The sequence below is a fragment of the Pseudomonas ovata genome (genome assembly GCF_003131185.1).
In the GTDB taxonomy this organism is placed as follows: Bacteria; Pseudomonadota; Gammaproteobacteria; order Pseudomonadales; family Pseudomonadaceae; genus Aquipseudomonas; species Aquipseudomonas ovata.
The window spans coordinates 228362-254570 of sequence record NZ_QFFU01000002.1 but is presented as its reverse complement, the minus strand read 5'-3'; the positions used below and the strand labels follow the sequence as shown (position 1 = coordinate 254570).

At 62.6% G+C, this 26209-nt stretch carries 26 protein-coding genes; 9 read left to right on the top strand and 17 right to left on the bottom strand.

Translation table 11 applies throughout. The features are described from left to right. Positions 1–14: 14 nt before the first annotated feature. Positions 15–1085, top strand: coding sequence for an alkene reductase (locus DGA31_RS04305; protein WP_109511665.1), 1071 nt, complete (start codon positions 15–17; stop codon positions 1083–1085). On the opposite strand, the gene DGA31_RS04300 is transcribed toward DGA31_RS04305, so the two are convergent. Together DGA31_RS04300 and DGA31_RS04295 are read right to left on the bottom strand one after the other, a co-directional pair. Beyond that, positions 1082–2089 (bottom strand): zinc-dependent alcohol dehydrogenase family protein, encoded by a 1008-nt coding sequence (locus DGA31_RS04300; RefSeq protein WP_109511664.1) that lies wholly within the window; start codon positions 2087–2089, stop codon positions 1082–1084. The genes DGA31_RS04305 and DGA31_RS04300 overlap by 4 nt on opposite strands. A gap of 77 nt (positions 2090–2166) precedes the next feature. Continuing rightward, positions 2167–3021, bottom strand: a complete 855-nt coding sequence (locus DGA31_RS04295; RefSeq protein WP_109511663.1) for an SDR family oxidoreductase — start codon at positions 3019–3021, stop codon at positions 2167–2169. 85 nt (positions 3022–3106) lie between these two features. Here DGA31_RS04295 and DGA31_RS04290 point away from each other — a divergent pair, with 85 nt between their 5' ends. Continuing rightward, positions 3107–3523 (top strand): winged helix-turn-helix transcriptional regulator, encoded by a 417-nt coding sequence (locus DGA31_RS04290; RefSeq protein ID WP_109511662.1) that lies wholly within the window; start codon positions 3107–3109, stop codon positions 3521–3523. Here DGA31_RS04290 and DGA31_RS04285 read toward each other — a convergent pair. Continuing rightward, positions 3511–5859 (bottom strand): FdhF/YdeP family oxidoreductase, encoded by a 2349-nt coding sequence (locus DGA31_RS04285; protein WP_109511661.1) that lies wholly within the window; start codon positions 5857–5859, stop codon positions 3511–3513. The genes DGA31_RS04290 and DGA31_RS04285 overlap by 13 nt on opposite strands. A 75-nt stretch (positions 5860–5934) precedes the next feature. Further along, complete coding sequence (locus DGA31_RS04280) at positions 5935–6573, bottom strand: NAD(P)H-dependent oxidoreductase (RefSeq protein ID WP_109511660.1); 639 nt, start codon at positions 6571–6573, stop codon at positions 5935–5937. A gap of 99 nt (positions 6574–6672) precedes the next feature. Here DGA31_RS04280 and DGA31_RS04275 point away from each other — a divergent pair, with 99 nt between their 5' ends. Next, positions 6673–7281, top strand: a complete 609-nt coding sequence (locus DGA31_RS04275) for a TetR/AcrR family transcriptional regulator (protein WP_109511659.1) — start codon at positions 6673–6675, stop codon at positions 7279–7281. An 18-nt stretch (positions 7282–7299) separates the two neighbouring features. On the opposite strand, the gene DGA31_RS04270 is transcribed toward DGA31_RS04275, so the two are convergent. After that, complete coding sequence (locus tag DGA31_RS04270; RefSeq protein ID WP_056839470.1) at positions 7300–7797, bottom strand: CinA family protein; 498 nt, start codon at positions 7795–7797, stop codon at positions 7300–7302. A 231-nt stretch (positions 7798–8028) separates the two neighbouring features. Here DGA31_RS04270 and DGA31_RS04265 point away from each other — a divergent pair, with 231 nt between their 5' ends. Then, positions 8029–9252 carry a zinc-dependent alcohol dehydrogenase gene (locus DGA31_RS04265; protein WP_056839471.1) on the top strand — a complete coding sequence of 408 codons (1224 nt, stop codon included), beginning with the start codon at positions 8029–8031 and terminating at the stop codon, positions 9250–9252. 24 nt (positions 9253–9276) lie between these two features. After that, positions 9277–9498 carry a PLD nuclease N-terminal domain-containing protein gene (locus tag DGA31_RS04260; RefSeq protein WP_109511658.1) on the top strand — a complete coding sequence of 74 codons (222 nt, stop codon included), beginning with the start codon at positions 9277–9279 and terminating at the stop codon, positions 9496–9498. A gap of 8 nt (positions 9499–9506) precedes the next feature. On the opposite strand, the gene DGA31_RS04255 is transcribed toward DGA31_RS04260, so the two are convergent. The 3 genes from DGA31_RS04255 to DGA31_RS04245 form a co-directional block, all read right to left on the bottom strand. After that, complete coding sequence (locus DGA31_RS04255) at positions 9507–10802, bottom strand: NAD(P)/FAD-dependent oxidoreductase (RefSeq protein ID WP_109511657.1); 1296 nt, start codon at positions 10800–10802, stop codon at positions 9507–9509. 221 nt (positions 10803–11023) lie between these two features. Beyond that, positions 11024–11443 carry a RidA family protein gene (locus tag DGA31_RS04250; protein WP_109511656.1) on the bottom strand — a complete coding sequence of 140 codons (420 nt, stop codon included), beginning with the start codon at positions 11441–11443 and terminating at the stop codon, positions 11024–11026. A 28-nt stretch (positions 11444–11471) separates the two neighbouring features. Then, positions 11472–12611: an ornithine cyclodeaminase family protein gene (locus tag DGA31_RS04245; protein ID WP_109511840.1), complete on the bottom strand. Its 1140-nt coding sequence runs from the start codon at positions 12609–12611 to the stop codon at positions 11472–11474. A 227-nt stretch (positions 12612–12838) separates the two neighbouring features. Between DGA31_RS04245 and DGA31_RS04240 the strand changes: the two genes are divergently transcribed. Continuing rightward, positions 12839–13669, top strand: coding sequence for a helix-turn-helix domain-containing protein (locus DGA31_RS04240; RefSeq protein ID WP_109511655.1), 831 nt, complete (start codon positions 12839–12841; stop codon positions 13667–13669). A 338-nt stretch (positions 13670–14007) separates the two neighbouring features. Here the strand turns inward: DGA31_RS04240 and DGA31_RS04235 are convergent, their stop codons facing one another. Further along, a complete protein-coding gene (locus tag DGA31_RS04235) occupies positions 14008–14883 on the bottom strand; it encodes an AEC family transporter (RefSeq protein WP_056839490.1) in 876 nt (291 codons plus the stop codon). Between the two features lie 124 nt (positions 14884–15007). Here DGA31_RS04235 and DGA31_RS04230 point away from each other — a divergent pair, with 124 nt between their 5' ends. Further along, complete coding sequence (locus tag DGA31_RS04230; protein ID WP_152034991.1) at positions 15008–15718, top strand: metallophosphoesterase; 711 nt, start codon at positions 15008–15010, stop codon at positions 15716–15718. A 146-nt stretch (positions 15719–15864) separates the two neighbouring features. Here DGA31_RS04230 and DGA31_RS04225 read toward each other — a convergent pair whose 3' ends face one another. Continuing rightward, on the bottom strand, positions 15865–16233 hold the full coding sequence (locus DGA31_RS04225) for a COG4315 family predicted lipoprotein (RefSeq protein ID WP_056839492.1): 369 nt from the start codon (positions 16231–16233) through the stop codon (positions 15865–15867). A gap of 337 nt (positions 16234–16570) precedes the next feature. Between DGA31_RS04225 and DGA31_RS04220 the strand changes: the two genes are divergently transcribed. Then, the gene (locus tag DGA31_RS04220; protein WP_109511653.1) at positions 16571–17758 is read left to right on the top strand and encodes an acyl-CoA dehydrogenase family protein; all 1188 of its coding nucleotides are present in this window, start codon (positions 16571–16573) and stop codon (positions 17756–17758) included. A gap of 9 nt (positions 17759–17767) precedes the next feature. Further along, positions 17768–18868, top strand: coding sequence for a sigma-54 interaction domain-containing protein (locus DGA31_RS04215; protein WP_109511652.1), 1101 nt, complete (start codon positions 17768–17770; stop codon positions 18866–18868). A 185-nt stretch (positions 18869–19053) separates the two neighbouring features. Here the strand turns inward: DGA31_RS04215 and DGA31_RS04210 are convergent, their stop codons facing one another. From DGA31_RS04210 to sfnG, 7 genes are read right to left on the bottom strand one after another with little or no spacing between them, the layout of a single operon-like run. After that, on the bottom strand, positions 19054–19800 hold the full coding sequence (locus DGA31_RS04210) for an ABC transporter ATP-binding protein (RefSeq protein WP_109511651.1): 747 nt from the start codon (positions 19798–19800) through the stop codon (positions 19054–19056). A 52-nt stretch (positions 19801–19852) separates the two neighbouring features. Then, positions 19853–21175 carry an ABC transporter substrate-binding protein gene (locus DGA31_RS04205; protein ID WP_109511650.1) on the bottom strand — a complete coding sequence of 441 codons (1323 nt, stop codon included), beginning with the start codon at positions 21173–21175 and terminating at the stop codon, positions 19853–19855. A 45-nt stretch (positions 21176–21220) separates the two neighbouring features. Beyond that, a complete protein-coding gene (locus tag DGA31_RS04200) occupies positions 21221–22288 on the bottom strand; it encodes a branched-chain amino acid ABC transporter permease (RefSeq protein ID WP_109511649.1) in 1068 nt (355 codons plus the stop codon). A gap of 12 nt (positions 22289–22300) precedes the next feature. Beyond that, positions 22301–23182 (bottom strand): branched-chain amino acid ABC transporter permease, encoded by an 882-nt coding sequence (locus DGA31_RS04195; protein ID WP_109511648.1) that lies wholly within the window; start codon positions 23180–23182, stop codon positions 22301–22303. After that, a complete protein-coding gene (locus tag DGA31_RS04190; RefSeq protein ID WP_109511647.1) occupies positions 23166–23978 on the bottom strand; it encodes an ABC transporter ATP-binding protein in 813 nt (270 codons plus the stop codon). Before DGA31_RS04190 ends, DGA31_RS04195 begins: the two co-directional genes overlap by 17 nt. Continuing rightward, positions 23975–25099, bottom strand: coding sequence for an AMP-binding protein (locus DGA31_RS04185; protein WP_109511646.1), 1125 nt, complete (start codon positions 25097–25099; stop codon positions 23975–23977). Before DGA31_RS04185 ends, DGA31_RS04190 begins: the two co-directional genes overlap by 4 nt. Then, on the bottom strand, positions 25099–26199 hold the full coding sequence (gene sfnG, locus DGA31_RS04180) for a dimethylsulfone monooxygenase SfnG (protein WP_161959150.1): 1101 nt from the start codon (positions 26197–26199) through the stop codon (positions 25099–25101). The genes DGA31_RS04185 and sfnG overlap by 1 nt, the downstream gene beginning before the upstream one ends. Between the last annotated feature and the right edge of the window lie 10 nt (positions 26200–26209).

The following is a 26209-nucleotide window of genomic DNA, read 5'->3' as shown; positions in this document are numbered from 1 at the left end:
AAGCGAGCAAAACCATGACCACCGCACCCGATCTTCTGCTTTCGCCTGTCCAGCTTGGCGCCACTGCCTTGAACAACCGCATGGTCATGGCGCCCATGACCCGCAGTCGCGCCGGCGATGGCGACGTCCCCACGCCGCTGATGACCGAATACTACCGCCAGCGAGCCAGTGCCGGCCTGATTGTCACCGAAGGCTCGCAAGTCTCGGCCCAGGGCAAGGGCTACATGCGTACCCCCGGCATCTTTACTGCCGCCCAGATCAAGGGCTGGCAGCAGATCACCGATGCCGTGCATCAGCAAGGCGGGCGTATCTTCCTGCAACTGTGGCATGTAGGCCGCCTGTCGCACGCCCTGGTACAACCCAACGGCAACCAGCCGGTGGCCCCTTCGGCGATCAAGGCCGACGGCGAGCTGTACACCCCCGAGGGGCTCAAGGCCTACGAGGTCCCACGCGCCCTGGGTATCGACGAGATTGCTGCGGTTGTGGCCGACTTTCGCCAGGCGGCCGAAAATGCCCGGCAGGCCGGTTTCGATGGCGTGGAAATCCACGGTGCCAATGGTTACCTGATCGACCAGTTCCTGCGCGATGGCACCAATCAGCGCACCGATGCCTACGGCGGCTCGGCCGAGAACCGCGTGCGTTTTCTCAAGGAGGTGGTCGAGGCGGTGATCGAAGTCTTTGGCGCCAGCCGCGTCGGCGTGCGCCTGTCACCGGTGTTCGATTACTTCTCGATGAGCGACAGCCAGCCGCAGGTCACGTTCAACCAGGCGGCGAAAATGCTCAGCCGCTACAGCCTGGCGTATCTGCATGTGGTGAGGATGGGCACAGAAGCCTTCGACTTTGCCGAGCTCAAGCGCCACTTCGGCGGCACCTACATCAGTAACGGTGGCTACGATGCCGCCCAGGCCGAAACCGCCCTGCAAACCGGCGACGCCGACCTGGTGGCCTTTGGTACGCCCTTTATCGCCAACCCGGACCTGGTCGAGCGCTTCAGGAAAGGCGCCGACCTGAACCCGCTCGACACGACTACCTTTTACCAGGGTGAAGAAAAGGGCTATACCGACTACCCGGCCCTGGCGGTCTAGACACTCAGTACAATCTTGCCAAAGTGTGCGCCGGATGCCTCATGAGCGAAGGCTTTGGCGATATCTTCCAAGGCAAACACGCTGTCGATCACCGGCTTGACCTTCAGGCATTCCAGCGCCTGGACCAGGTCCAGCTGGTGTTGCCGGCTGCCGACGATCAAGCCCTGCAGACGCTGTTGCCGGGCCATCAACGCCACGGTCGGCACCTCGCCAGACACCCCGGTGAGGATACCGATCAGGGCGATATGCCCGCCGATCCGGCACGCCGTGATCGATTGCGCCAACGTCGCCGGACCGCCCACTTCGACCACATGATCGACGCCGCGCCCGTCGGTCAACGCCAGGACTTCTTCACCCCACTGCGGTTGCGTGCGGTAATTGATCGTGTGGTCGGCGCCCAGTGCCCGCACCCGGGCCAGCTTCTCGTCCGATGACGAGGTCGCAATCACCAGGGCACCCATGGCCTTGGCCAGTTGCAGGGCAAAAATCGACACGCCGCCGGTGCCCATCACCAGCACCGAGTCACCCGGCTTGATACCGCCATTGACCACCAATGCACGCCAGGCGGTCAGCCCGGCGGTGGTCAGGGTCGCGGCTTCCTGATGCGAATAGCCCTTGGGGGCACGGGTAAACCAGTGACTGGGCTTGACCACGACTTGCCGGGCATAACCGTCGACCCCATCGCCCGGCGTGGTGCTGAAGTCGCCAATGGTCGGCGCCCCGTCACGCCAGTGCGGAAAGAAGCACGACACCACATGGTCGCCCACCTTGAATTCAGTCACCTCTTCGCCTACGGCCTCGACCACCCCTGCGCCATCGGCCATGGGAATGCGCCCGTCAGCCGTTGGCATCTTGCCGGTGGCCACCGCGTAGTCATGAAAATTCAAGGAGCTGGCGTGCACACGCACGCGGATCTGGCCCGGCCCCGGCTGGCCGGGATCAGGCAAGTCGACCAGGTGAAGATTATCCAGGCCTGCAGGCAGGCGAAGGGTGATGGCTTTCATTGAACAAGTCCCTTTCAAAGCGATGGGGGTGCGCCAGCGGGTGGCGCTTCAAGCCACCGGCTGACACACCGTGAACGTCAGTGCTTGAGGGCTTGGGCAACAGAAACGGCAATTGGTGTCGTCGCCCGGCCGATCAGTCGGCTCAGTTGACGCGAATCATCGAATAGCGCGCCCTTGGCCGCACCGGTGTCGGAGTCCGACAGCAGCGCGGCAAAGACGTCGGGCAGGCCGATACCGATCAGCGCGGCTTTGTACTGTTGCTCCGGCAGGTCGCTGTACACCACTGGCCGGCCCGATTGTTCAGCCACCTCTGCGGCCAGTTCCGTCAATGAATAGCTGTCATCGCCGGCCAGTTCGTAGACCTTGCCGGCATGACCGTCCTGGGTCAGCACCACCGCAGCGGCGTCGGCATAGTCGGCGCGCGAGGCCGAAGCAATACGCCCCTCACCTGCGCTGCCCAGAATGGCGCCATGCTCAACCGCAGCAGGCACGCTGGCGGTGTAGTTCTCGTGGTACCAGCCGTTGCGCAGCAGCACATGATCCAGGCCGGACTCGGCCAGCGCCTGTTCGGTGTCGCGGTGCTCCAGCGCCAGACTCAAGGGCGAAGTGTCGGCCCGCAGCACGCTGGTGTAGGCCAGCAACTGCACGCCGGCGGTCTTGGCCGCCTGAATGACCGCTCGGTGCTGTGCCGAGCGCTGGCCGATTTCGTTCGAGGAAATCAGCAGCAGCTTGCTGACGCCGGCCAGTGCCGCGTCGAGCGTCTGCGGCTCGGAGTAATCAGCCCGGCGCACAATCACACCCTTGGCCGCCAGGTCCTGGGCCTTGAGCGGGTCACGCACCAGGGCAATCACCTGCGTGGGCGCTACGCTGTTGAGCAGCGCGTCGATGACCAGACGGCCCAGTTGGCCGGTTGCACCTGTGACAGCAATCATGAAAGCACCTTGATTCGAATGAGAGGAAGCCGCATGCTACGCCGCACACTTACGATTAGTAAGTACGCACAAAAAGGTAAGTGTCATGACCGTGGATGAACAGCTTTACACGCCGTTGGCCGCCAGACTTCGCCGGGGCGAGGTGCTGAGCGCCGACTGCCCTTCGCGCCATGTGCTCAAGCACATGACCAGCCGCTGGGGCGTGTTGGTACTGGTGGTGCTGATTGACGGCACGCATCGTTTCAGTGACCTGCGACGCAAGATCGGCGGCATCAGTGAAAAAATGCTTGCCCAGACCCTGCAAGGGCTTGAAGGCGACGGCCTGGTGCAGCGCTTCTCACACCCGGTGGTGCCGCCGCATGTGGAATACAGCCTCACGCCGCTGGGCCGTGAGGCTGCAGCAAAAGTCGAAGCCATGGTCGACTGGATCGAAGAACGGCTGCCGGCCATCCTGCAGATTCGCCATGAAAAAGCAGACTCTGCGCTGAATCAGACCACCTGATCGCTACCTGGCACCTCGCGCTCACGCGGTTGACGAGGCGCTGCATGCAGGGTCACCGGCACCGACTTGGCCGCCGGCACCTTGCTGCGCTCGGCGTGATGCCACAGCGGAACCAACGCATTGCACTCCGGGTAATACCCCGCCGCGCAGCCTTCGGGAATGTCATACGCCAGAATCTGCAAGGGTCCGGCCTCACGCAATACTTCCGGTTCGACCGCCGTGCGCAGCATGATCCAGTCACCAGGGGCAAAGCCCAGGCGCACGATGTCGTTGCGGTTGAGAAACACCACGCTGCGGGTGCCCTTCACGCCACGAAAACGGTCGTCGTAGCCATAGATGGTGGTGTTGAACTGATCGTTGCTGCGGATCGTCATGAGCTGAATGACATGGCGGTCGTCAGCAGTGCCGGGCACATCGTCGTTTTCATTCAGGGTCTGCGGCGCTACGAACTGCGCCTTGCCGGACTCGGTGAGCCACTCACGCTGGCGCACCGGCAAGGGACGGTGAAAGCCGCCCGGCATCCACATGCGCGTTTCCATGTCATGAAAAATCTGCGGGTACACCTGCGCAATGGCTGCCCGGATCTGGGCATAGTCGCCCTGCCACTGCGCCCAGGGAATCCGGGCCTGGCCATCGAGGGTGGCTTGCGCAATACCGGCGATGATCGCCACTTCTGATTGCAGGTGTTCGCCGGCCGGCTCCCGGGTGCCTTTCCAGGCATGCACGAACCCGGTGCTGTCTTCTGTGCTGTAGACCTGCTCCTGGCCGTTTTGCCGGTCCATTTCCAGGTGCCCCAGGCACGGCAGCAACCACATATGGGTACCAGGCAACAAATGACTGCGATTGAGCTTGGTGGCCACTTGCACGTTCAACGGCAACTGCGACCAGGCCGGCTCCATGCGACTCGTATCTGGAATGGCACGCAGAAAGTTACCGCCCAGCCCGATGAAGCCTTTGACGCTGCCGTCCACAATCCCCTCGCAGGTGTCGACCGTGGCCCGGCCCATGCGCTCGGGCACCTTGAAACCGAACAATGCCTCGATCTTGTCCTTGGGCACCTTGGCCGGGTCTTCGGTAATGCCCACCGTGCGCTGGCCCTGCACATTGGAATGCCCGCGCACCGGGCAGATGCCCGCACCCGGCTTGCCGATATTGCCGCGCAGCAACAGGAAGTTGACCAACATCTGTACGTTTTCGACGCCATGACGGTGCTGGGTCATGCCCATGCCGTAGACCAGCATGACCCGTTCGCTGCGCGCATACACGGTGGCGGCGGCCTCCATCGCACCGCGACTCAGGCCCGAACGGCTTTCCAGCACAGCCCAGGGCTGGCGCTCGACCTGGGCAATGAACGCCTCGAAGCCTTCGGTGTGTTGCGCGATGAAATCATGGTCCAGCACCGGCTGGCGCTGTTCGGCCTGGGCCTGGCGGTCCATGTCCAGCAGCGCCTTGGCCATGCCGGTGATGGCCGCAATGTCGCCGCCAATCGCCACCTGATGGTATTGCGTGCTGATCACAGTCGACGCCGGCCCCAGCATCTCGACCGGCGATTGCGGGTTGACGAAGCGCTCCAGGCCCCGCTCGCGCAACGGGTTGAAGGTGATCACCGGCACCTGGCGCTTACGCGCCGCTTGCAGCGGGTGCAGCATGCGCGGGCTGTTGCTGCCGACGTTCTGGCCGAAAAAGAAAATGCAGTCGGTGTGTTCGAAGTCATCCAGCGTGACCGTGCCTACCGGCACGCCAATGCTTTCCTGCAAGCCGACCGAGGTGCTTTCGTGGCACATGTTCGAGCTGTCGGGCAGGTTATTGGTGCCGTAGGCCCGGGCCAATAGTTGATACATGAACGACGCTTCCAGCGACGCCCGCCCGGAGGCATAGAACACCACCTCATCGGGCGCCAGCCGGCGCAGTTCGGCACCGATTTCCTTGTAGGCCTGGGCCCAACTGGTGGGCCGGTAACGATCATCCCTGGCGTCGTAGCGCAACGGATGGGTCAACCGCCCGTGTTGCTCCAGAGCGTGATCGCTCCAGCCGCGCAGTTCGGTCAGGGTGTGGCGGGCAAAGAAATCCGGGGCGGTTCTGAGCGCGGTCAGCTCCCAGGCCGTGGCCTTGGCGCCGTTTTCACAGAACTCCAGTGCCAGCGGATGGGCCGGCTTGGCCCAGGCGCAACTTACACAGGCGACGCCCTTGGGTTTATTCAACCGGAACAAAGTGACCGGGGCATGACGCCATGCCTGCTCGCGCCAGAGAATGTTCATGACCGAACGGGCCGAGCCCCACCCTCCCGACGCCGAGAGATAAGGCCGGAACCGGGCAGTGGAATGGATAAGCTGCATCGAAACGCCCCTTGCTGGAAGGCCCTGAAAGGCCAATGGAAAACCTTGCATGCACAGCAAAGGACTGCTTGCGATTCAGCCTTGTTCAACGGCTGTGTCGCGTTTGACGACAGATGGCTTATCGGCATCTCGGAACAAGCGTCTACCCAGTTGGTGTGCCGCCTGGAGAGAGGCTGCTGCCGGCTGCGTTTCCGATTCGAACACCCGCGTGGAGCTTATGACCGGTGCGCCGCAGTAATCGAAAATGCCGTGATCGATCTGGGTTTTCATTGCCGTACCGTATCCATGCCGTTCGTATGTACCAGCGTCGGCTCCGGCCACGCCAAGCAGATGGACCTGCAGGTGGCCCAGTTTCTTGACCAGTGTGGCATCCGGGCTGAAATCGAACGCCCAGCCATTGCAGAACACCCGGTCGATCCAGCCCTTGAGCAACGCCGGCATCGACCACCAATACACCGGATAGACCAGCACCAGTGCATCGGCACGCTCGATCCGCGCCTGTTCGGCCAGGACATCGGCAGGCGGCGGGCTTTTGTGGCGATGAACCGCACCATCGGCCACCGAAAATCGCGGGTCGAAGCCGCTGGCGGCCAGGTCGAGGATTTCATGGCTGTGCGACGGATCAGCGTCGGTAATGCCCTGGGCCACTTGCCTGGCCAGGCTATGAGTCAGGGAGCAGGCATCGTGATGGGCAATAACGATAAGCGTGTGCATGGGCGGTTCCTTGTGGGCGGATGATCAGTCGATTGCGAGACGGCGCCTGACGCAATATACTTTTGGTAGGTTTCGATAACTTACTTTTGGTATATAGCGATGTCAAGCCCGCCCTCACCTGCCCGTTCCCAGCCGCGCCAACGCCTGTCGCGGGAAAATCGCCTGGCCCAGTTGCTGGGCGTGGCCTGGAAAATCGTTCGTGAACAAGGCACCGAAGCGTTGACGCTGGGTCATCTGGCCGAACAGGCCGGTGTCACCAAGCCGGTGGTCTACGATCACTTTCCGGATCGCCCGGCGTTGCTGTGCACGCTGTATCAGGATTTCGACGAGCGTCAGACAGCGCTGTTCGATGCAGCCTTGCAACACAGCGAAGCGAGCGCCGAGGCCAAGGCGTGGGTGATTGCCAATGCCTATGTGGACTGCGTACTGCAGCAAGGCCGTGAAATCGCGGGCGTACTTGCCGCGCTCAGCAGCTCGCCGGAACTGGCGCGGGTCAAGCAGGCGTATGAGGCAGCGTTTATGGATAAATGCCGGGCTGTGCTGGCGCCCTTTATCGGCAACAGGCAGTTGTCGACCGCGCATTTGCGCGCCATGCTCGGCGCCGCCGAAGCGCTGTCGGACGCCGCGGCATCCGCTGAGGTGTCGCCATCACAGGCCAAGGCCGAACTGTATGAGGTGATCGTGTCGATGCTCAGCCGCGCCCGATAAAGTCGGCGTCTGGCCGGCTTATCCTGACTCGCCCGCCAGCATTCGCTGGTGAAAGCCGGCCAGGCGGTCCAGGGCATAGAGCGCCGCCTCCTTCTGCAGGTTCGACCGGTCACCGAAGAACCGCTCGCGCCGGGTAAAGACGCTGAGGCGCTTGCCCTCGACAAATCCCCAGGCAAAACACACGGTGCCGGCCGGAATGCCGTCGACGTCTTCGCTGCCGCATAGCCCTGTGGTGGCAATCACCACATTGGCCGGGCTGTCACGCAGTGCGCCTATGGCCATTTCCCGGGCCACTTCATTGCTGGTGAGGTTAAAAAACTCCATGGTCTTGAGGCTGACGCCCAACAGCCGGTGTTTGGCCTCGGGCGAATACACCACATAACCGCTTTCCATGACTTCGCCACAGTGCGGCACTTCAGCCAGCAACGAAACGATTCTTCCGGCCGTGCAGGATTCCGCGGTGGTGAGGTAAAGGGAATGGGCCTTGAGGTAGTCGACAACTTCGGCAGGGTTCATTGCGCACTCCGCATTCAATACGTTTATTTCTGGCTGCACTCGGTTTTTATACGTGCAGCCGGCTCACGTTTGACGCGCCGTCATAGCCACTTGATCCGTTGCAGCGCCCCATTACAAGACGAACGGTTTAAATCTGTCATGAGCATGTTCCGTCTGGAACATTACTCGGAACTTAGCCCTTCGACGCTGCCTCATTTAACTATCATCCCCCACGATCAGGCTGATAGCGATATGAGAGCACTTACCTATCACGGCGCCCACAACGTCAAGGTCGACACCGTTGCGGATCCGGTCCTGCAACAACCGGACGACATCATTTTGCGGGTCACGGCCACTGCCATCTGCGGCTCGGACCTGCACCTTTATCGAGGCAAGATTCCAGCGGTCGAGCACGGCGATATATTCGGCCATGAGTTCATGGGCGTGGTCGAGGAAGCCGGCACCGCCGTGACAGCGGTCCGTCCCGGTGATCGGGTGGTGATTCCCTTCGTGATTGCCTGCGGCAGCTGTTTCTTCTGCCAGCACGATCTGTTTGCCGCCTGCGAAACCACCAACACCGGGCGCGGCGCAATCCTCAATAAAAAGGCCATTCCGGCCGGTGCAGCACTGTTTGGCTACAGCCACCTGTACGGCGGCGTGCCCGGTGGCCAGGCCGAATACGTGCGGGTGCCGAAGGCCAATACCGGTCCTTTCAAGGTGCCGGGCACGCTGGCAGACGAGAAGGTGCTGTTTCTGTCCGACATCCTGCCCACCGCCTATCAGGCGGTCACCAACGCCGAAATCGGTAATGGCTCCAGCCTGGCCATCTACGGCGCCGGACCGGTGGGGCTGTTATGTGCCGCCGTGGCACGCATGCTGGGCGCCGAGCGCATTTTCATGGTCGACCACCATGCCTACCGCCTGGCCTATGCACAGAAAACCTACGGCGTGATTCCGATCAACTTCGATGAGGACGATGACCCGGCCGACACCATCATCCAGCAGACGCCAGGCATGCGCGGGGTCGATGGTGTGGTTGACGCGGTGGGGTTCGAGGCCAAGGGCAGTACCACCGAAACCATCCTGGCCACGCTCAAGCTCGAAGGCAGTAGCGGCAAGGCCCTGCGCCAGTGCATTGCGGCGGTCAGGCGCGGCGGCGTGGTCAGTGTGCCGGGGGTCTACTCCGGGTTCATTCATGGCTTTCTGTTTGGCGATGCGTTCGACAAGGGCCTGACCTTTCGCATGGGCCAGACCCATGTGCAGCGCTACCTGCCCGAGCTGCTGGGGCATATCGAGACCGGCCGGCTGGCGCCGGAAGCCATCATTACCCATCGTCTGTCGCTGGAGCAGGCGGCCGAAGGCTACAAGATTTTCGACAAGCGCCAGGAAGACTGCCGCAAGGTCATTCTGACGCCGGGCAAAAGCCATATCGAGGCCCCCATCGTCGAGTCGGTAGGCGTCGTACCGGTCGTTTAAACGCGCTACACGAGGAGCTGCCTCATGGAAACGTCACTGTTCTCAATCGCCTTGACGATCATCATCCTGTTGCTGGACATCTGGGCTGTGGTCAGCGTCTGGCGCAGCACCAAATCGTCGGGCACGAAAATCGGCTGGACTGTCCTGATAGTTGCCATGCCGCTGGTGGGTCTGGCGATCTGGGGCATCGCCGGCCCCCGTGGTATCGCCAGACCGCCCAGCTCACCCAATCACAGCAAGGGCTGAGCCTGGTCTCAGGCAAAACGTGTGAAACGATAAGGCGCCGGGTCGATGATCGGCGCCTGTCCTGACACCAGGTCGGCAGCCAAGTGACCGGCGGCCGGCGACGTGCCGAAGCCATGGCCCGAGAAACCACTGGCCAGCACCAGGCCGGGAATTGCAGACACCTGGTCTATAACCGGATTGGAGTCCGGTGTTATATCAATGGTCCCCGCCCATGCCTGCTCGATCTCGGCATTCTGAAACACCGGCCAGGCTGCCCGCAGGTTACGCATGGCCTCGTCGTTGAGTCCATTGTTGGCCGCCGGGTCCTGAATGCGTACACGTTCGAAGGGCGAAACCGCATCAGCTTTCCAGCGGCGGGCCAGGGCCAGGTCCTTGAAGAAATACTTGCCCATGGAAATTCGCAGAAAGTCGCGCTGCGACTTCAAGGCTGGCAGGTATTTGCTCCCCAACAAGAAGTGATCCAGGGTCAGGAAAGCGTCCAGTGCCCCGCGCTGGGTGATGATGTAGCCCCCGTCGATATGCTTGCGAAAGGAAAAGTCCGGCGCGCCCACGGCAATGTCAGTCGGCCCATTCATGGGTCGGGTGCGCAGCACCGAGCAGGTCAGTGGCAGCGTGGGCAGGTTGATGCCCAGGTTGCCCAGGAAACGGCGCGACCATAGGCCACCGGCCAGCAGCACTTGCTCGCAACGAATCTCACCGCGCTCGGTGACCACGCCACTGACCCGCCCGCCCGTGGTCTGCACGGTGCGCACCGCACACTGCTCAATGATCACCGCACCCTTGGCAATCGCTGCATTGGCAATGGCGCTGGCAGCCAGCGTCGGTTCGGCACGGCCGTCTGACGGTGTGTAGATGCCGCCAAGCCAGTCGCCCTGCCCGCCTGGCACATGCTGGGCAATTTCCTGCTTGCTCAGCAGGCGCGAGCCCAGCGCCAGCGGCTCCACACCCTTGAGCCATTGCTCATGCATCGCCATCTGCGCTTCGTTACGGGCGATGAACATGATGCCGGCCTGGCGATAACCCACATCAACCCCTACCCGCTCGGGCATTTGTGCCCATAGCCGGTCGGCGGCCTGGGCCAGGGGAATGTCGGCGGCATGGCGGCTGGTCTTGCGGATCCAGCCCAGGTTGCGCGAAGACTGCTCACCGGCAATCCGGCCTTTTTCCAGGACCACGACCGGAATGTTGCGCTCGGCCAGGGTCAAGGCCGCCGTCAGGCCGATGATGCCGCCGCCGATGATGACCACCGTGGTCGAGGCCGGCAGCGGATGGGAGGTGTTTACAGGCGCAATGGTAGGGGCCATGGGTCTATGACTCTGGAAAACTGGTAAAAAATCACCCGCCGCGCTATCGCGCAGCAAACATGGAGCCGGGGTAGGAGCGCGCTTGCCCGCGACCGGCTGCGTTAGCAGTCGTAAAATTGCAGCGTTTCGCAGATTTAAAGTCGCAAATTTGCAGCGTTTCGCAGATTTTGCGAGCGCTGCGCACTCGGTCGCGGTGGTCCGGCATACCGGCAAGCGCGCTCCTACAGGAGACTGATCTGCGTCACTTCGGCGCGTGCCGCACCGCGGTAGGCGGTCACTTCCAGCTCGACCTTGTAGACGGTCGAGCCCAGTGGCGGGCAGGTCACGGTGCTGGCCGGGTCGACGCCGCGAAACTTCTGGCCAATGATGTCCATCACCTGTGGCACATCGGCCGGGTCCTGAATGAATACCCGCGAGCACACCACGTCGGCCAGGCTGGCATCCACTGCCGCCAGTGCCGCCTCGATGTTGGCGAACACCTGGTGGGTCTGCTCGACCAGGTCTTCGGGGATTTCCTTGGTTTGCGGATTGCGGCCAGCGGTGTTGGACACGAAGATCCAATTGTCGACAGCGACCAGGCGCGAGTAGCTGGCCATGTCTTCGAATTTCGAACCGGTCTTGAGCTTGGTGATCTGGGTCATGCCGTATTTCCTTATGAAAAATGTTCGATCAGCTGAGAACCGGGGTTTCCCAGAGGTTCAGCTTGATGCCGATGCCGCGCTCGATGGCATTGCGGTACACCACCGTGCCCCAGGCCACGTCCTCGACCGGCATGCCACCGACCGACATCAGAATGATTTCTTCATCGTTCAAACGGCCCGGCGCGTCGCCGGCGATGATCTTGCCGATGTCCTCGACCTGTTCAGGCTGCAACGAGCCCTCGGCGATCATGTCCATGAAGCGCACGCCGATCACCGGCACGCAGTGGTGCGCAGGCTTGGGCAGCTCGTGGAACCAGGCCTGGTAAAGACCGGTGTTGTCGACCACCTTGCGCACATCGGCCTGTTCCATACCGGCGTCGATGTTGCACGCGGCCGGCATTGCCAGGAACGCACCGGGCTTGACCCACTCGCGCTTCACGATCGGATAGGCATTGGGGTCGCCCACTTCGCCAGAGCTGCAATAGGTCACCAGGTCCGAGCCGCGCACCACTTCTTCAAGCGTGTCGACCACCTGGACATTGACGATCTGCGGGAAGGTGACACCGATCCAGGTCAGGAAATCATCCAGGCTGCGCTGTCCACGGGCCTTGATCTTGATCGTGTCGAGCTGTGGGCATACGGCCATGAACGCGGCCACCGAGGTCTTGCCCATCACGCCAGGCCCCAGCAGGCCGATGACCCTGGAATCCTTGCGCGCCAGGTGCCTGGCGCCGACACCCGGAATGGCGCCGGTGCGGTAGGCCGACAACAGGTTGGCTGACATGTGCGCCAGTGGCGCGCCGGTGTCCGGATCGTTGAGGGTGAACATCAGGATCGAGCGCGGCAGCCCCTTGTCGCGGTTAGCGATGTTGGAGCCGTACCATTTCACGCCGGCGGTGCAGAAGTTACCGCCCAGGTACGCCGGCATCGCCATCATGCGCCGGTCGGCAGTAGGCTTGGGCATGGTCGGGAACGGCGAGTGTTCGGGAAAGGTCACCATGGCACCGTGCGAATCGTTGTTCGGCCCCGCCATGCGATAGTCGCCGTGGTACAGCAGGCCGAACATCTCTTCCATGGTGTCGACGCACGAAGGCATGTCGGTCACCCCGGCGCGGATCATGTCCTGCTCAGACAAGTAGATAAAGTCGATCTTGGTATTGTGGGTCATGTTTATCTCGAAGCACTGAGACATAGTGGGCGGCCGCTCTGGCGCCGCATTCGGCCTGCCTTGAGCTGTCCGGGTCAGGTGATTTCGAGTCTAGGGAGGCCGCTGACGGGCGTATTGTAAAAACCCGACATGTTCGAGCAGACGGCCACTGGTGCGCTAATTGCAATGCAATGGCAATCGTGAACACCGTGACTTCACGTGCAGATCGCTTTTCAGGTGCAAGATCCATGACCTCACCCTCACCGGTCCATGCCCCGCGCGACCTTGGCGAACAGCCCTGGTTTGTGCTGAATTCATCGCGTTATCGGGTCATCAACACCCGTCACCCGGCGATTTCGCACTTTTATGCCCTGGACATCGCCACGCCTTCGGACCTGACCTTTGCGGTGCCGGATGGCTGCGTCGACATTCTGTTCGACTGTGACGCCAGCCGGCCGAGTGCCAAGCTGTGCGGCACCCCGCTGAAGGCCCAGCGGGTGGATTTGCTACACGAGCACTGTTACTTCGGGGTGCGTTTTCGTCCAGGCGTGATACCGGGCTTTGCCCAGAACCTGGCCGAGGATCTGGCCGAACAGCAAATCGACCTGCAAGACCTGCTGCCTAACGCCCAGGACATGATCGAAAGCATTACCCGCGAGGTGCAGTTCGACGAACAGATGGCGCTGTTCAACGGCTTTGCCCCCGCCAGCCTGTCACGCACCACCTCGGCGCTCACCACCCTGGTCATCGACAAGGTGCTGGCGCACCGGGGCGACATTCGCATCAGCCAGCTGGAGGCCCTGAGCGGTTACACCGAGCGCACGTTGCAGCGCCAGTTTCGCCACGACACCGGCATGACGCCCAAGACCTTTTGCCGCATCATCCGTTGCCAGGCCGCATTGAGCTGCATCAGCAACGGATTCGAGCTGTCGTTTTCCGACCTGGCGCAGGATCTGGGCTTTACCGACCAGTCGCATTTCCTGCGCGACTTCAAGCAACTGATCAGCACCACGCCCAACGACTATCAACGCCAGCTTATAAAGAGCGCTGGTCGGGCACGGATTGACGTGACGGCCTGATGCGCCTGCTTGTGGTGCGCATCATGTTGTCACTGCACTCGTTCAGCGAGGTGCCTGCCACACACCCGGCGTTGCAAGGTGCCGATGTCGAAAGGGTCTTGGCGGCGGTCGATGCTCGGCTCGACGCATGCTGGAAGCGGCGCGCCAGATCGAAAACCTGCTGTCAGTCGGTGTGACGCTGTCGCACAGTGAGCATGGGCCGGGGTAGGAGCGCGCTTGCCGGAATGCCGGACCACCGCGACCGGCTGCGCAGCAGTCGTAGATTTGCAGCGTTTCCGAGATTTCTGCGAGCGCTACGCACTCGGTCGCGGGCAAGCGCGCTCCTAACAGTGCCTGTGTTACATCCACGCCGCCAGCAGCACCGGCAGCCAGGCAAACGACAGCACGGTCGAGCACATCACCAGGTTGGCGACCTTTTCCGGCGACTGGTTGGCGCGCACCGCCAGCAGGTAGTTGAACACCGCCACCGGCATGGCTGACTGGGTGACCAGCACGGCCCGCGCCAGCGGCTCCAGGTCCAGCGCCATACCCACCAGCCAGCCCACCGCCGCGCCCAGCACGATGCGCAAGCCGCCCTGCAGCATGCCGCTGGCCACATGATGCAAGCGAATACTGGCCAGCGAGACTCCGAGCGTCAGCAACATCAACGGAATACTCATGCCGCCCAGCAGGTTGACGGTATTGACCATCCACCGCGGCAGTTGCAGGTCGAGAAAGATGATCGGGATGGCCAGCACCAGGCTGATCACGATCGGGTTACGCAGCAAGTCCTTGAACGAGGCAATGCCACCGGCCAGGGCAAGCCCCAAGGTGAACTGAAAGATCGAAAGGGTCAGGAAAAAGGCCACCGCCAGCGCCAGGCCGTGGTCACCAAAAGCATACAGGCTGATCGGCAGGCCCATATTGCCGGTATTGGGGAACATGAAGGCCGGCACCAGCACGCGCCAATGCTGACGAAACGCCTTGCTGACCAGAAGGCCGATCAGCGCCATGGCCGCCATGCACAGCACGCACGCCAGCGCCATGCTGAGAAACGCGCTGGAATCGAGCCGCGTACGGCTCAAGGTCGAGAGCACCAGCGACGGCGTACCGATGGTCATGACCAGTCGGGCGATGAAATCGGTCGGATAATGCTGTCCATTGCGCGCCCATGCATAACCGATACTGGCGACAATAAAGACCGGTGCCAGAACGGCAAATAATGAAGCGAGCATGGATACTCCTCCCTGAAAATGCCCCATGCTGAAGCGACCAGGGCTAAGGTGCAACATGTGGTGCAATTTATTGCCTGCTTCAGCCCTCCAATACCGCACAGCCCTTTGCGAGAACATCCGTCCCATGCATGCAAAGCTATTGAAACTGCCGCGCAATACCCAAGGCCGGGACTTTGTGGTCGGCGACATTCATTTCAAGATCACTGAGCTCTTGCAGGGGCTCGAAGCATTGGGCTTTGACAAAGCCACTGACCGGGTGATCGGCGTCGGCGACCTGATCGACCGTGGTCTTGAGGTGATCGAGGGCCTGACGCTGCTGGGCCAGCCCTGGTTTCATGCGGTGCAAGGCAACCATGAACACATGTTGATCCGTGCCTGGCTGGAACACCCGCAGGTGCCTTACTCGGCCCACGGCGCCCGCTGGTGGCTGAATATTGCCGATGAATCGCGCGGCATGATCATTGGCAAGCTGCAAAGCCTGCCACTGGTGATCGAAATCGAATCGGCACACGGCATCGTCGGCGTCCTGCATGCCGACATCCCGGCCGCGCTCGGCTGGCAGACGTTCATCGAGCACTTGGATGACCCGCGTATCGAACAGTCCGTGCTCTGGGGACGCGAACGCATTCTCAGACAGCAGCCTGCCGGAGTAGAAGGTGTCTGGCGCGTATGCGTAGGCCATACCCGGCTGCCCTGTCCGCAGCGCCTGGGGAATGTCATGGCACTGGACTGCACGGGCGGCGGTGAAGGGCCATTGGGAATTTACTGTGTGCAGGAAGATGCACTGTATGTAAATGGCCGGTGTGTGGACAGGGTCGATCAGCGCCCTGCTTGACCCCCCTGACCTGATTACCGGGTTACAGGTGGAGTTGGGAAGATTTAAGTTTTCAATGCATGTGGGGTGGTATTGCGACAGTGTTTGTTTAAACGCCATCAAACCCGCCCTGTGCAGGCAGAACGGGTTTGGCCAAGCGTTAAAAATCAGGGCTTGGCGACTTTCCAGTTACCACCCTTGCCGTCACCGGTCATGTCGCCGGCCTGCTTGTCCATCACGTAGGTGTACAGCGGGTCATCGTCGTAGGCCCACTGCATGCTGCCATCGTCGCGCTTGATCACGGTCCATTCACCACTGGCCTTATCACTGGCACTGGCTTTGAGAGGCGGCCAGTTTTCAGCGCACTTGTCGTTGCACACGCTCTTGCCGTCCGAATCCTTCTCAAAGGTGTACAGGGTCATGCCTTTGGCATCGACCAACATGCCGTTCTTTTCCATGGCTGGCATGGCGTCCGCTGCAACAGCGGCACCGGCGAAGGCAAAAGAAGCAGCAGCGAGCCAGATCTTGACGTTCATGGGCAACTCCGTAGTGATACAGGGGTGATACAACGCGGTCGTTGTAAAACTCTGACGAGGCCGGAGCCGATATCGTTCCGCAGCCCTGCAAAACATCCGGTTGTCCAATGCCGTGCAGTGTCCATGCAGCAACACCCCGACCGCTGTTGACCCAGCAACAGCGTATCGACACTTGTAAGCTCGCCCAACACCCTGCCCTCACAAAATTTATCGTCAAGTCTTTGTTTTTAAAGGCTTTGATAAAGATGGAACAGTGCTTGCTCTGCTCTTGGCACCTTCTTTATCCAAGGACATCCCCCATGCCATCCGCCCTGCCCTACTGCCCGGGAAGCCGCCCATGAGCCTCAATCCGCAAACCCTGCCGACCAACCCGTTGCAGACTGTGCGTGAACTCACGCCATGGTTTGCCGAAACCGCCGTCGAGCGTGATGCCAAGGGGGGCACGCCCAAGGCCGAGCGAGACGCATTGCGCGACAGTGGCTTGTTGGCGCTGGTCATTCCCCGCCAGCATGGCGGCCTGGGCGCCAGTTGGTACGATACCTTCGAGGTGGTACGCGAAGTGGCCCGGGTCGACAGCTCCCTGGCCCATGTCTTTGGCTTTCATCATCTGATGCTGGCCACGGTGCGGCTGTTTTCCAGCCCCGAGCAGTGGCAACCATGGTTCGAACAAACGGCGCGTAACCACTGGTTCTGGGGCAACGCCCTTAACCCGTTGGACACCCGCACGGTGCTGCGCAAATTCGAGGGGTGGTATGAGTTCTCGGGCAAAAAGAGCTTCTGCTCCGGCGCCAGCGACTCGCAGATGCTCATTGCCTCGGCCATCGATGAAAGCGCCGGCGGCAAGCTGTTGATTGCGGCCATTCCCAGCGGCCGCACCGGCATCAGCCTGCATGACGACTGGGACAATATCGGCCAACGCCAGACCGACAGCGGCAGCGCCACCTTCGAGCGTGTGCGGGTCGAGCACGCCGAGATGCTGCTCAATCCGGGGCCCTTGAGCACCCCGTTCGCCAGCCTGCGTCCCCTGATCGCGCAACTGCACTTTGCCAATCTGTTTCTGGGCATCGCCGAAGGTGCCTTTGACGAAGCACGCCAGTACACGCTCAAGGAAAGCCGGCCCTGGTTTCGCTCCAACGCCGCCAGCAGCCAGGAAGACCCTTATATCCTCAAGCATTACGGCGAGTTCTGGGTCGGACTGGAAAGCGTGCGGCTGTTGATCGAGCGTGCCGCCAACCAACTGGACGACGCCTGGCGCAAGGAGCATGACCTGGGCGCTGAAGCGCGCGCGCAACTGGCGCTGGCGGTGGGCACCGCCAAAGTGGCCGCCACCCGCCACGGGCTGGACATCTGCAACCGCCTGTTCGAGGTCACCGGCGCCCGGGCCACCCATGCGTCGCTGCGCTTCGACCGTTACTGGCGCAACCTGCGCACCCAGACCCTGCACGACCCGGTGGACTACCGCATCCAGGAACTGGGTGACTGGGCGTTGAATGCCAAGCGCCCCACCCCGTCCTTCTACTCGTAAGGATTGCCCATGAATCTGCTGACCCTGCCCCCGTCCCCGTCCCTGGCCACCTCGATCAGGGCCACCGCCCAGGTGTTCGAAGACTCCAAGTCACAAGCCTTGCTGGCCCATGTGCAGCAAGTGGCACCCAGTGAAGCCAGCGTGCTGATCATCGGCGAGACCGGCACCGGCAAGGAACTGGTGGCCCGCCATATCCATAACCTGAGCACGCGCAAGAGCGGTCCGTTTGTCGCGGTCAACTGCGGGGCCTTTTCGGCCTCGCTGGTGGAGGCCGAACTGTTCGGCCATGAAAAAGGCGCCTTTACCGGCGCCCTGGCGGCCAAGGCCGGCTGGTTCGAGGAAGCCAGTGGCGGTACGTTGTTTCTCGATGAGATCGGCGATCTGCCGATGGCCATCCAGGTCAAGCTGCTGCGCGTGTTGCAAGAACGAGAAGTGGTGCGCCTGGGCTCGCGCAAGAGTATCCCGATCAATGTGCGGGTGCTGGCGGCCACCAACGTGCATCTGGAAAAGGCCATCAATGCCGGCCACTTTCGTGAAGACCTGTACTACCGGCTGAATGTGGTCAGTCTGCAGCTCTACCCGTTACGCGAGCGCCCAGGCGATGTGCTGCCGCTGGCCCGGCACTTTATTGATCAATACAGCCACCGCCTGGGCTATACGCAGGTGTCACTGGCCGACGATGCCATCCGGCGCCTGACCGCTTACGGCTGGCCGGGTAATATCCGCGAGCTGGAAAACGTCATTCACCACACTTTGCTGATCTGCCGCGAGGGGCTGGTCCGCGCCCAAGACCTGCACCTGTCCAGCCTGCGCATTGAGCGTGAGAACGACAGCCAGCCGCGTGAAGAAACTGCCGAGCAATTGTTGCAACGCGCCTTCACCCGCCTGTTCGAAGAACACAGTGGCGCCCTGCATGAGAAGGTCGAAGACAGCCTGCTGCGTGCGGCCTGGCGTTTCAGTCATTACAACCAGGTGCACACCGCCAGCCTGCTGGGTCTGTCGCGCAATATCACCCGCAGCCACCTGATTCGAATGGGCGAACTGGTGGTGAACAAGCGCAAACCGGCGCAGGCGGCCGCCAGCCAGCGGCCGGTGCAGGTGTCGATATGATCTTGAGCCCCAAGGCGGCACACCACAGACATGGGACCGCCGTAGGAGCGCGCTTGCCCGCGACCGAGTGCGTAGCGCTCGCAAAATCTCGGAAACGCTGAAAATCTACAGCGCATGACCGCAAAATCTCGGAAACGCTGAAAATTTACGACTGCTAACGCAGCCGGTCGCGGGCAAGCGCGCTCCTACTGGGTTCCGGTGCTGCCCAGGTAGAAATCATGCAGGTCCTCGCGGGCGGCCATCTGCCGGGCTTCGCCATGGTCCACCACCCGCCCGCCTTCAATCACGTAGGCATAGTGCGCATGCCGGAGCGCCACGTTCACGTTCTGCTCGGCCAGCAGAAAGCTCACGCCTTCGCGGCTGTTGAGCGCCGCGATGATGTCGAAGATTTCCTCGACCAGTTGCGGCGCCAGGCCCATTGAGGGTTCGTCGAGCAACACCAGGCGCGGGCGTGAGATCAGGGCGCGGCCCAGGGCGATCATTTGCTGTTCACCGCCGGAGGTATAGCCGGCCAGGCTCTTGCGCCGGGTTTTCAGGCGCGGAAACCAAGCGTAGATGCGTGCCAGCTCATCACTCACTTGACGGCGCGACAGCCGGGCTCCGGCAAAGGTGCCCGTCAGCAGGTTTTCCTCGACCGTCAGGTGCGCAAAGCAGTGCCGTCCTTCCAATACATGTACCAACCCATCGCCGGCCAGTGCCTGGGATGAACGGCGCGTTACCTCACGCCCCTGATAGAGCACGCGACCTTGCACCACCTCGCCACGCTCGGCGCGTACCAGCCCGCTGATGGCCTTGAGCGTGCTGCTCTTGCCCGCGCCATTGGCGCCCAGCAGCGCGACCACCTGGCCCTCATCCACCTTGAGCGACACCCCCGCCACGGCGAGAATCGCCTGTTCGTATACCACTTCGATAGTGTCGACCTGCAACATCATGCGCCCCTCCGACGTGAAGGCCGGGCACCCGGCCCGGCCAGGTATATGGCAATCAGCCTTCCTGACTGCAATCGCGCGGGGTAATGCCCTTTTCCCGGGCGTACTGGTGCGACGAGGCTTCGATGATCGGCCGCAGCAAGGCACGGTCGGCCTGCACCCAGTCGCTGATCAGGTTCCACTTCTCGCCGTCCCATTGCTGGAAGCGCACCGCGCCGCCGCCTTCATGGTCGGCGCACGACAGTTGCAGTGGTTGCACCAGGCCCTTGGCGCCCAGCGCGGCCAGCCGCGCATCGTCCAGCTTCAGGTGTTCGAAGCCCCAGCGCACCTGCTCGCCAGTGAGCGGCTGCTGGCCGAATTTTTGCTGGGCAATGCGCAGCGCCTCGACATTGAGGATGCCGTTGACCACCCCGAGGTTGTAATACACCGTACCGAAGCGCTTGGGGTCGGCCAGATCACCCTGGCCCTTGTCCAGCACCTGCTGCCGGATGCCCTGCAGCACCGGGAAGGCTGTGCCGGAAGGGTGAGTAGTAATGGCGATAAAGCCTTTGGCCGCCGCACCCGCCGGCAGGGCGTCCTCTTCGGAGTTGCTCCAGATATTGCCGATGATGTGGTCAGCCGGGTAACCGACCTTTTGCGCGGTCTTGAGCGCCACCGGGTTCATCACGCCCCAGCCGCGCAGGATCACCCAGTCCGGCTTGAGGCGGCGAATGTTCAGCCATTGCGATTGCTGCTCGTTGCCAGGATGGGGCACTTCCAGCAGGGTCAGCTCGAAGCCGTACGTGTCGGCCAGGGTCTGCAACACCTCGTTGGTTTCCTTGCCGTACGGCGAGCCGTGGTACAGGGTGACGATCTTCTTGCCCTTGAGCCCGGCCAGCCCGCCGCTCTTGTCGCCAATCCAGTTGATGATCGCCGACACTTCGGAATACGGGTTCAACTGCAACGGGAAGGCATACGGAAATACGCTGCCGTCGGTGGAGTCGGTGCGCCCGTGGTTGATGGTGATCAGCGGCAGCTTGTCGGCCGTCGAGCGCTCCAGCGTGGCGTAGGCGATACCCACCGACAACGGATTGGTGGCCGCCGCCGGCGCGCCGTTGAGGCCCTTTTTCAGGCGCTCATAGCACTCGACGCCCTTCTCGACCACGTACTCGGTCTCGCACTCGCTCCAGGTCAGCTTGACGCCGTTGACCCCGCCATTGGCGTTGACGTACTTGAGGTAGTCGATAAAGCCGCCGAAAAAACCGGTGCCCCCGGCGGCATACGGGCCGACCCGGTAGCTTTGCAGCGGAAAGTACTGCTCGGGCTCGGCCTGGGCCGAAAACGACGCGGCCAGGCCCAGCGCCAGGGCCAGGCCGCCGGCGATTACATGTTTGATCATGGTTGAATCCTTGGTTTGAGGTCAGAGTGGCAGGCAGGGGTTGGCTCAGTAGCGCAGCGGCCATCGCCGTGCGCGCTCGCGCAATGTGGTGCAGAGGCGCGCCAGGCCCTCCGGCTCCTTGATGAGAAAAACGATGATCAGCGCGCCAAACGCGATCTTTTGCAGGTTTTCCAGTTGGCCGGCGGCGATCAGCCCGGCCGGCAGCAACGCGGCCAGGTTCGACAGCAGCAAGGGAAACAGCACAATGAAGGCCGCCCCCAGAAAGTTGCCGAGGAGGCTGCCCAGCCCGCCGATAATGATGATGAACAGGATCTGGAACGAGCGGCTCAGATCAAAACCATGCGGCTCTACCGTGCCCAGGTAAGTGAATGCCCACAGCGCGCCGGCGATGCCCAGGTAAAAACCGCTGATGGCAAACGCCAGCAGCTTGCTTTTGAGCAACGGGATGCCGATCACCGCCGCTGCCGTGTCCATATCGCGCACCGCCCGCCATTGCCGGCCCAGTTCGCCGCGCACCAGATTACCGGCCAGCCAGAACAGCGCCAGCACCACCGCCAGGGTCAACAGGTAGCGGCCGGCCGGCGCGCTCAAGTCGACGCCGGCGATGTGCAACGGCGGCGCGCTGATCACCCCGGAGGCATTGTGGTTGGAAAACCAGCTGAAGCGGGTCAGCGCCCACTGCACGAAAAACTGCGCCGCCAGGGTCGACACCAGCAGGTAAAAGCCCTTGATGCGCAGGCTTGGCAAGCCAAACACAATGGCCACCGCTGCCGCTGTCAGGCCACCGAACATCAGGCTCACCAGTAACGGCAATCCCGGCACGCGCAACCCGGCGTTATAGGTGGCAAACGCGCCCACCGCCATGAACGCCGCCGAGCCCAGCGACAACTGCCCGGCGTAGCCGGTCAGCAGGTTAAGCCCGAGCCCGGCCAATGACAGCACCAGAAATGGAATCAGGATCGCGCTCAGCCAATAGTCATTGCCCAGCCAAGGCACCACACCAAAGGCCACCGCCACCAGCAGCGCCACCGCGATACGGTCCTGGCGCAGGCGAAAAAAACGGCGATCCTGGGCATAGCCTGTGCTGAACTGACCCGCTTCCCGGTAGAACATGCTGACTTCTCCTTACACGCGCTCAATCGCGCGTTCACCGAACAGACCGGCCGGACGCACCAGCAGAAACAGCAGCGCCAAGGCATAGGGAAACCAGTTTTCCAGCCCGCCACCGATCACCGGGCCCAGGTAGACCTCGGCCAGTTTTTCCGAAGCGCCGATGATCAGCCCACCGACAATGGCGCCACTGATCGAGGTAAATCCGCCAATGATCAACACCGGCAACGCCTTGAGCACAATCAGCGACAACGAAAACTGCACCCCCAGCCGTGCGCCCCATAGCAGGCCCGCGACCAGGCCGACAAACCCGGCCACGGCCCAGACCACTACCCACACCCGCTGCAGACGAATGCCCACCGCTTGCGCGGCCAGCGGATCGTCGGCCACCGCGCGCAGGGCCAGGCCCATGCGGGTGCGGTTGAACCCCAGCGACAGGCCGATCACCAACACCCCTGCGGTGGCAGCCGCGAACAGGTCGAACGGCGACAGCAACATGCCGTGCAGTTGCAGCGGCTCGTCACTGATGCCCAGGTCCAGCCCGTGCACCTGCGCGCCCCACAAGGCTTGCGCTGCACCTTCGATCACGTACGACAGGCCCAGCGTGGCCATGAACAGGGTGATCGGCGGGCGGTTGACCAGCGGCCGCAACACCAGCCGCTCGACCCCGACCGCCAGGGCCAGCATCACCGCCAGGGTGATAAGCAGCGCCAGCCAGAACGGCACGCCGCGCTCCAGCAGGCTGACAAAGGTCAGCGCGGCAAACAGCACCATGGCGCCCTGGGCAAAGTTGAACACCCCGCTGGCCTTGTAGATCAGCACGAAGCCGATGGCGACCAGCGAATACATCACCCCCGCCAACAGCCCGCCAATCAGCACCTCAAAGAAAAATTCCATGCGTGTTTTCCTGTTTTCTGTCATAGGCCTGTACGCCGAGGTACGCGGCAATGACTTGCGGGTTACGCCGCACTTCGGCCGGGGGGCCGTCGCCGATCTTGCGGCCGTAGTCGAGCACCACCACATGGTCCGACAGGCTCATCACCACGCCGATGTCGTGCTCGATCAACACCACGGTGGTGCCGAATTCGCGGTTGGTGTCGACGATAAAGCGGCTCATCTCAGCCTTTTCCTCGGTGTTCATGCCCGCCATCGGCTCATCGAGCAATAGCAGACGCGGCTCGGCCGCCAGGGCCCGGGCCAGTTCCACACGCTTTTGCAGGCCATAGGGCAAGGTGCCCACCAACGCATCGCGCCATGGCTGGATACGCAGAAACGCCAGTACCCGCTCGGCGGCTTCACGCTGTCGGTCGTCTTCGGCTGGCGCACGGCCCATGCGCAAGGCCTGTTCCAGCCAGGTGGCGCGGCGCTTGAGGTGGCGCCCGGTCAGCACGTTGTCGAGCACGCTCATGCCCTTGAACAGCGCAATGTTCTGAAAGGTGCGGGCAATCCCTTGCTGCGCGGCCTGATGGGGGCGCATCACCCGTCGGGTCTGCCCGGCAAAGCGAATGCTGCCCTGCTGCGGCGGGTAAACGCCGTTGATGACATTGAGCAGCGAACTCTTGCCGGCACCGTTCGGGCCGATCAAGGCGCAGATCTCGCCTTCGGCCACGGCAAAGCCGATGTCGCTGATGGCCTTGACGCCCTTGAACGCCAACGAAATGCCCTGCAACTCCAGCAATGGCGGCGCACTCATACCGCCACCGACAGGCCAAGGGCACGCTCGGTGCTGTAGCGACCCGACTCATCCAGTACCTCACGGCCAGGCCAGCCCAACACCTGCACCCCCAGCACGGCAAAGAACCGCTGCGTCCGCTCATCCAGCGGCGGTCCCGCCAGCAAGGCTACGCGCACACGGCCAACCCCCAGGACATCGCGCAGCGGCCGGCGGATCAGCACCTCACCGATCCCGGTGGCCAGCCGCCCGGAGCCCTCTTGCAGTGCCCAGTCCAGCAAGCGTCGGTGCAACGTGCCCGGCAGCGGCAGGCGCTGCAGCACCCGGGCGTACAATCGCCCGTAGGTTTCACGGGTGCCCAGCACCAGCGTCGGGCCCAGTTCGCGGCGGTCCTGGTCACGGGTTTCCAGGCGCTCGGGGAAATTCAGCACAAAGCCGGCCAACAGCCAGGGCGCCAACAGGTAACGGGCCTGACCACTGGCGGCAAAGGCGCGGGCGGCCAGGGCCTGCTCCTGGTCGCTCAAACCCTGCTGTTCGACCAGTGGCCGGGCCTCCTTGAGCAACTGGGCGTGGCTGAAAAACTGCCGCTCCAGGCCGGCAGCGCCCAGTTGATAGAAGACAAAGGCCATGTCCACCGCCTGCGCCTGCATCGGCACGGGCATATCCCCGATGGCGGGCAGACGCGCATACTCCACAGCCCCACCACGCGACAACTCGTCTACCAGCCCGCGCGCATCGGCATACACCAGCCAGTGCGGCTCCAGACGCCAGTCGCGCAAACGGGTGATTTCCTCAAGCCCCTCGGCCAGCACAAAGTCAACCGACAACTGGCGCAGCACCTCACCCTGCGCACCGGTCTCTTGCAGCGGGTCGAACAAGGCCGCCACCCCGCCCAGCCATTGCGCGGCCAGGGCGCCGATCAACGCTTCGGGCCGTGGCCGGCTGAGGATCACCAATTGCTGGCCGGGCCGGAACCCACTGGCCTGCAGGCTGGCCGCCACGCGCAGCACTTGCTGCTGCAGTTGCGTCCAACTGAACGCCTGCCAGATGCCCAGCGTTTTATGGCGCAGGGCAATGGCGTGTGCCCGGGCGCCGGCCTGATGCGCCAGCCAGGCGGGCAAGGTCAGCGCCTGAACGTTCATCAGGCGACAGCCGGCGCATTGAGTTTATGGGCTTCCAGCTCGCGCACCAGCGGCAACACACGTTGGCCGAAGTACTCGACTTCTTCATGAAAATGCAGGAACCCCGAAAGAATCAGGTCCACCCCCACCGCCTTGAGCGCCACGATGCGCTCGGCGATCTGCCGTGGGGTGCCGATCAGGTTGGTCTTGAAGCCGTCGTTGTACTGCACCAGGTCTTCGAAGGTCGACTTGGCCCAGTTACCCTCGCCTTCAGGACTGGCTGCGCCGGCGTTCTTGACCTCATGGCCGAAGGCATTGACCGCCTCGGGGTTGGCCTGGTCGATGATCTCGCGCAGCACCGCCTGGGCCTCTTGCTCGGTGTCACGGGCAATGATGAAGGCATTGACGCCGACCTTGACCGAGTGCCCATTGGCCGCTGCCTTGGCGCGGATGTCGTCGACCTGGGCCTTGATGCCCTCGACGGTATTGCCGTTGGTGAAGTACCAGTCCGACACGCGTGCGGCCATGTCACGCGCGGCCCGCGAGCTGCCGCCCTGGAAGATTTCCGGGTGCGGCTGCTGCAGCGGCTTGGGCTTTAAGGTGTAGTTGCGAAAGCGGTAGAAGTCGCCATTGAAAGTGAAGTTGTCCTGGGTCCAGATGCCCTTGAGGGCACGAATGAACTCCTCGGAGCGGCGATAACGCTCGTCGTGGTCCAGCCACGGCTCGCCAATGGCATGAAACTCGCCCTTGAACCAGCCCGACACCACGTTGATGGCCACCCGGCCCTGGGTGAACTGGTCGATGGTCGCCAGTTGCTTGGCGGCCAGCACCGGGTTCCAGGGGCCGGGCAAAATGGCGGCGATGACCTTGAGGGTGGTGGTCGCGGCCAGCAGTGCATGGCTGATGGTCACCGAATCGTGCTGGAACTCGGCGCCGTAGCCGGCGGTAAAGCGGATCTGCGACAGGGCGTAGTCGAACCCCGAACGCTCGGCAATCTGCGCCAGCGTGCGGTTGTAGTCGATGTCCCAGCTGGTGCGCTGTTCAATGTTGCTGACCACCAGGCCGCCGCTGACGTTGGGCACCCAGTAGGCGAACTTGATCGGTTGTTGGCTCATGTCGATGACTCCTTGA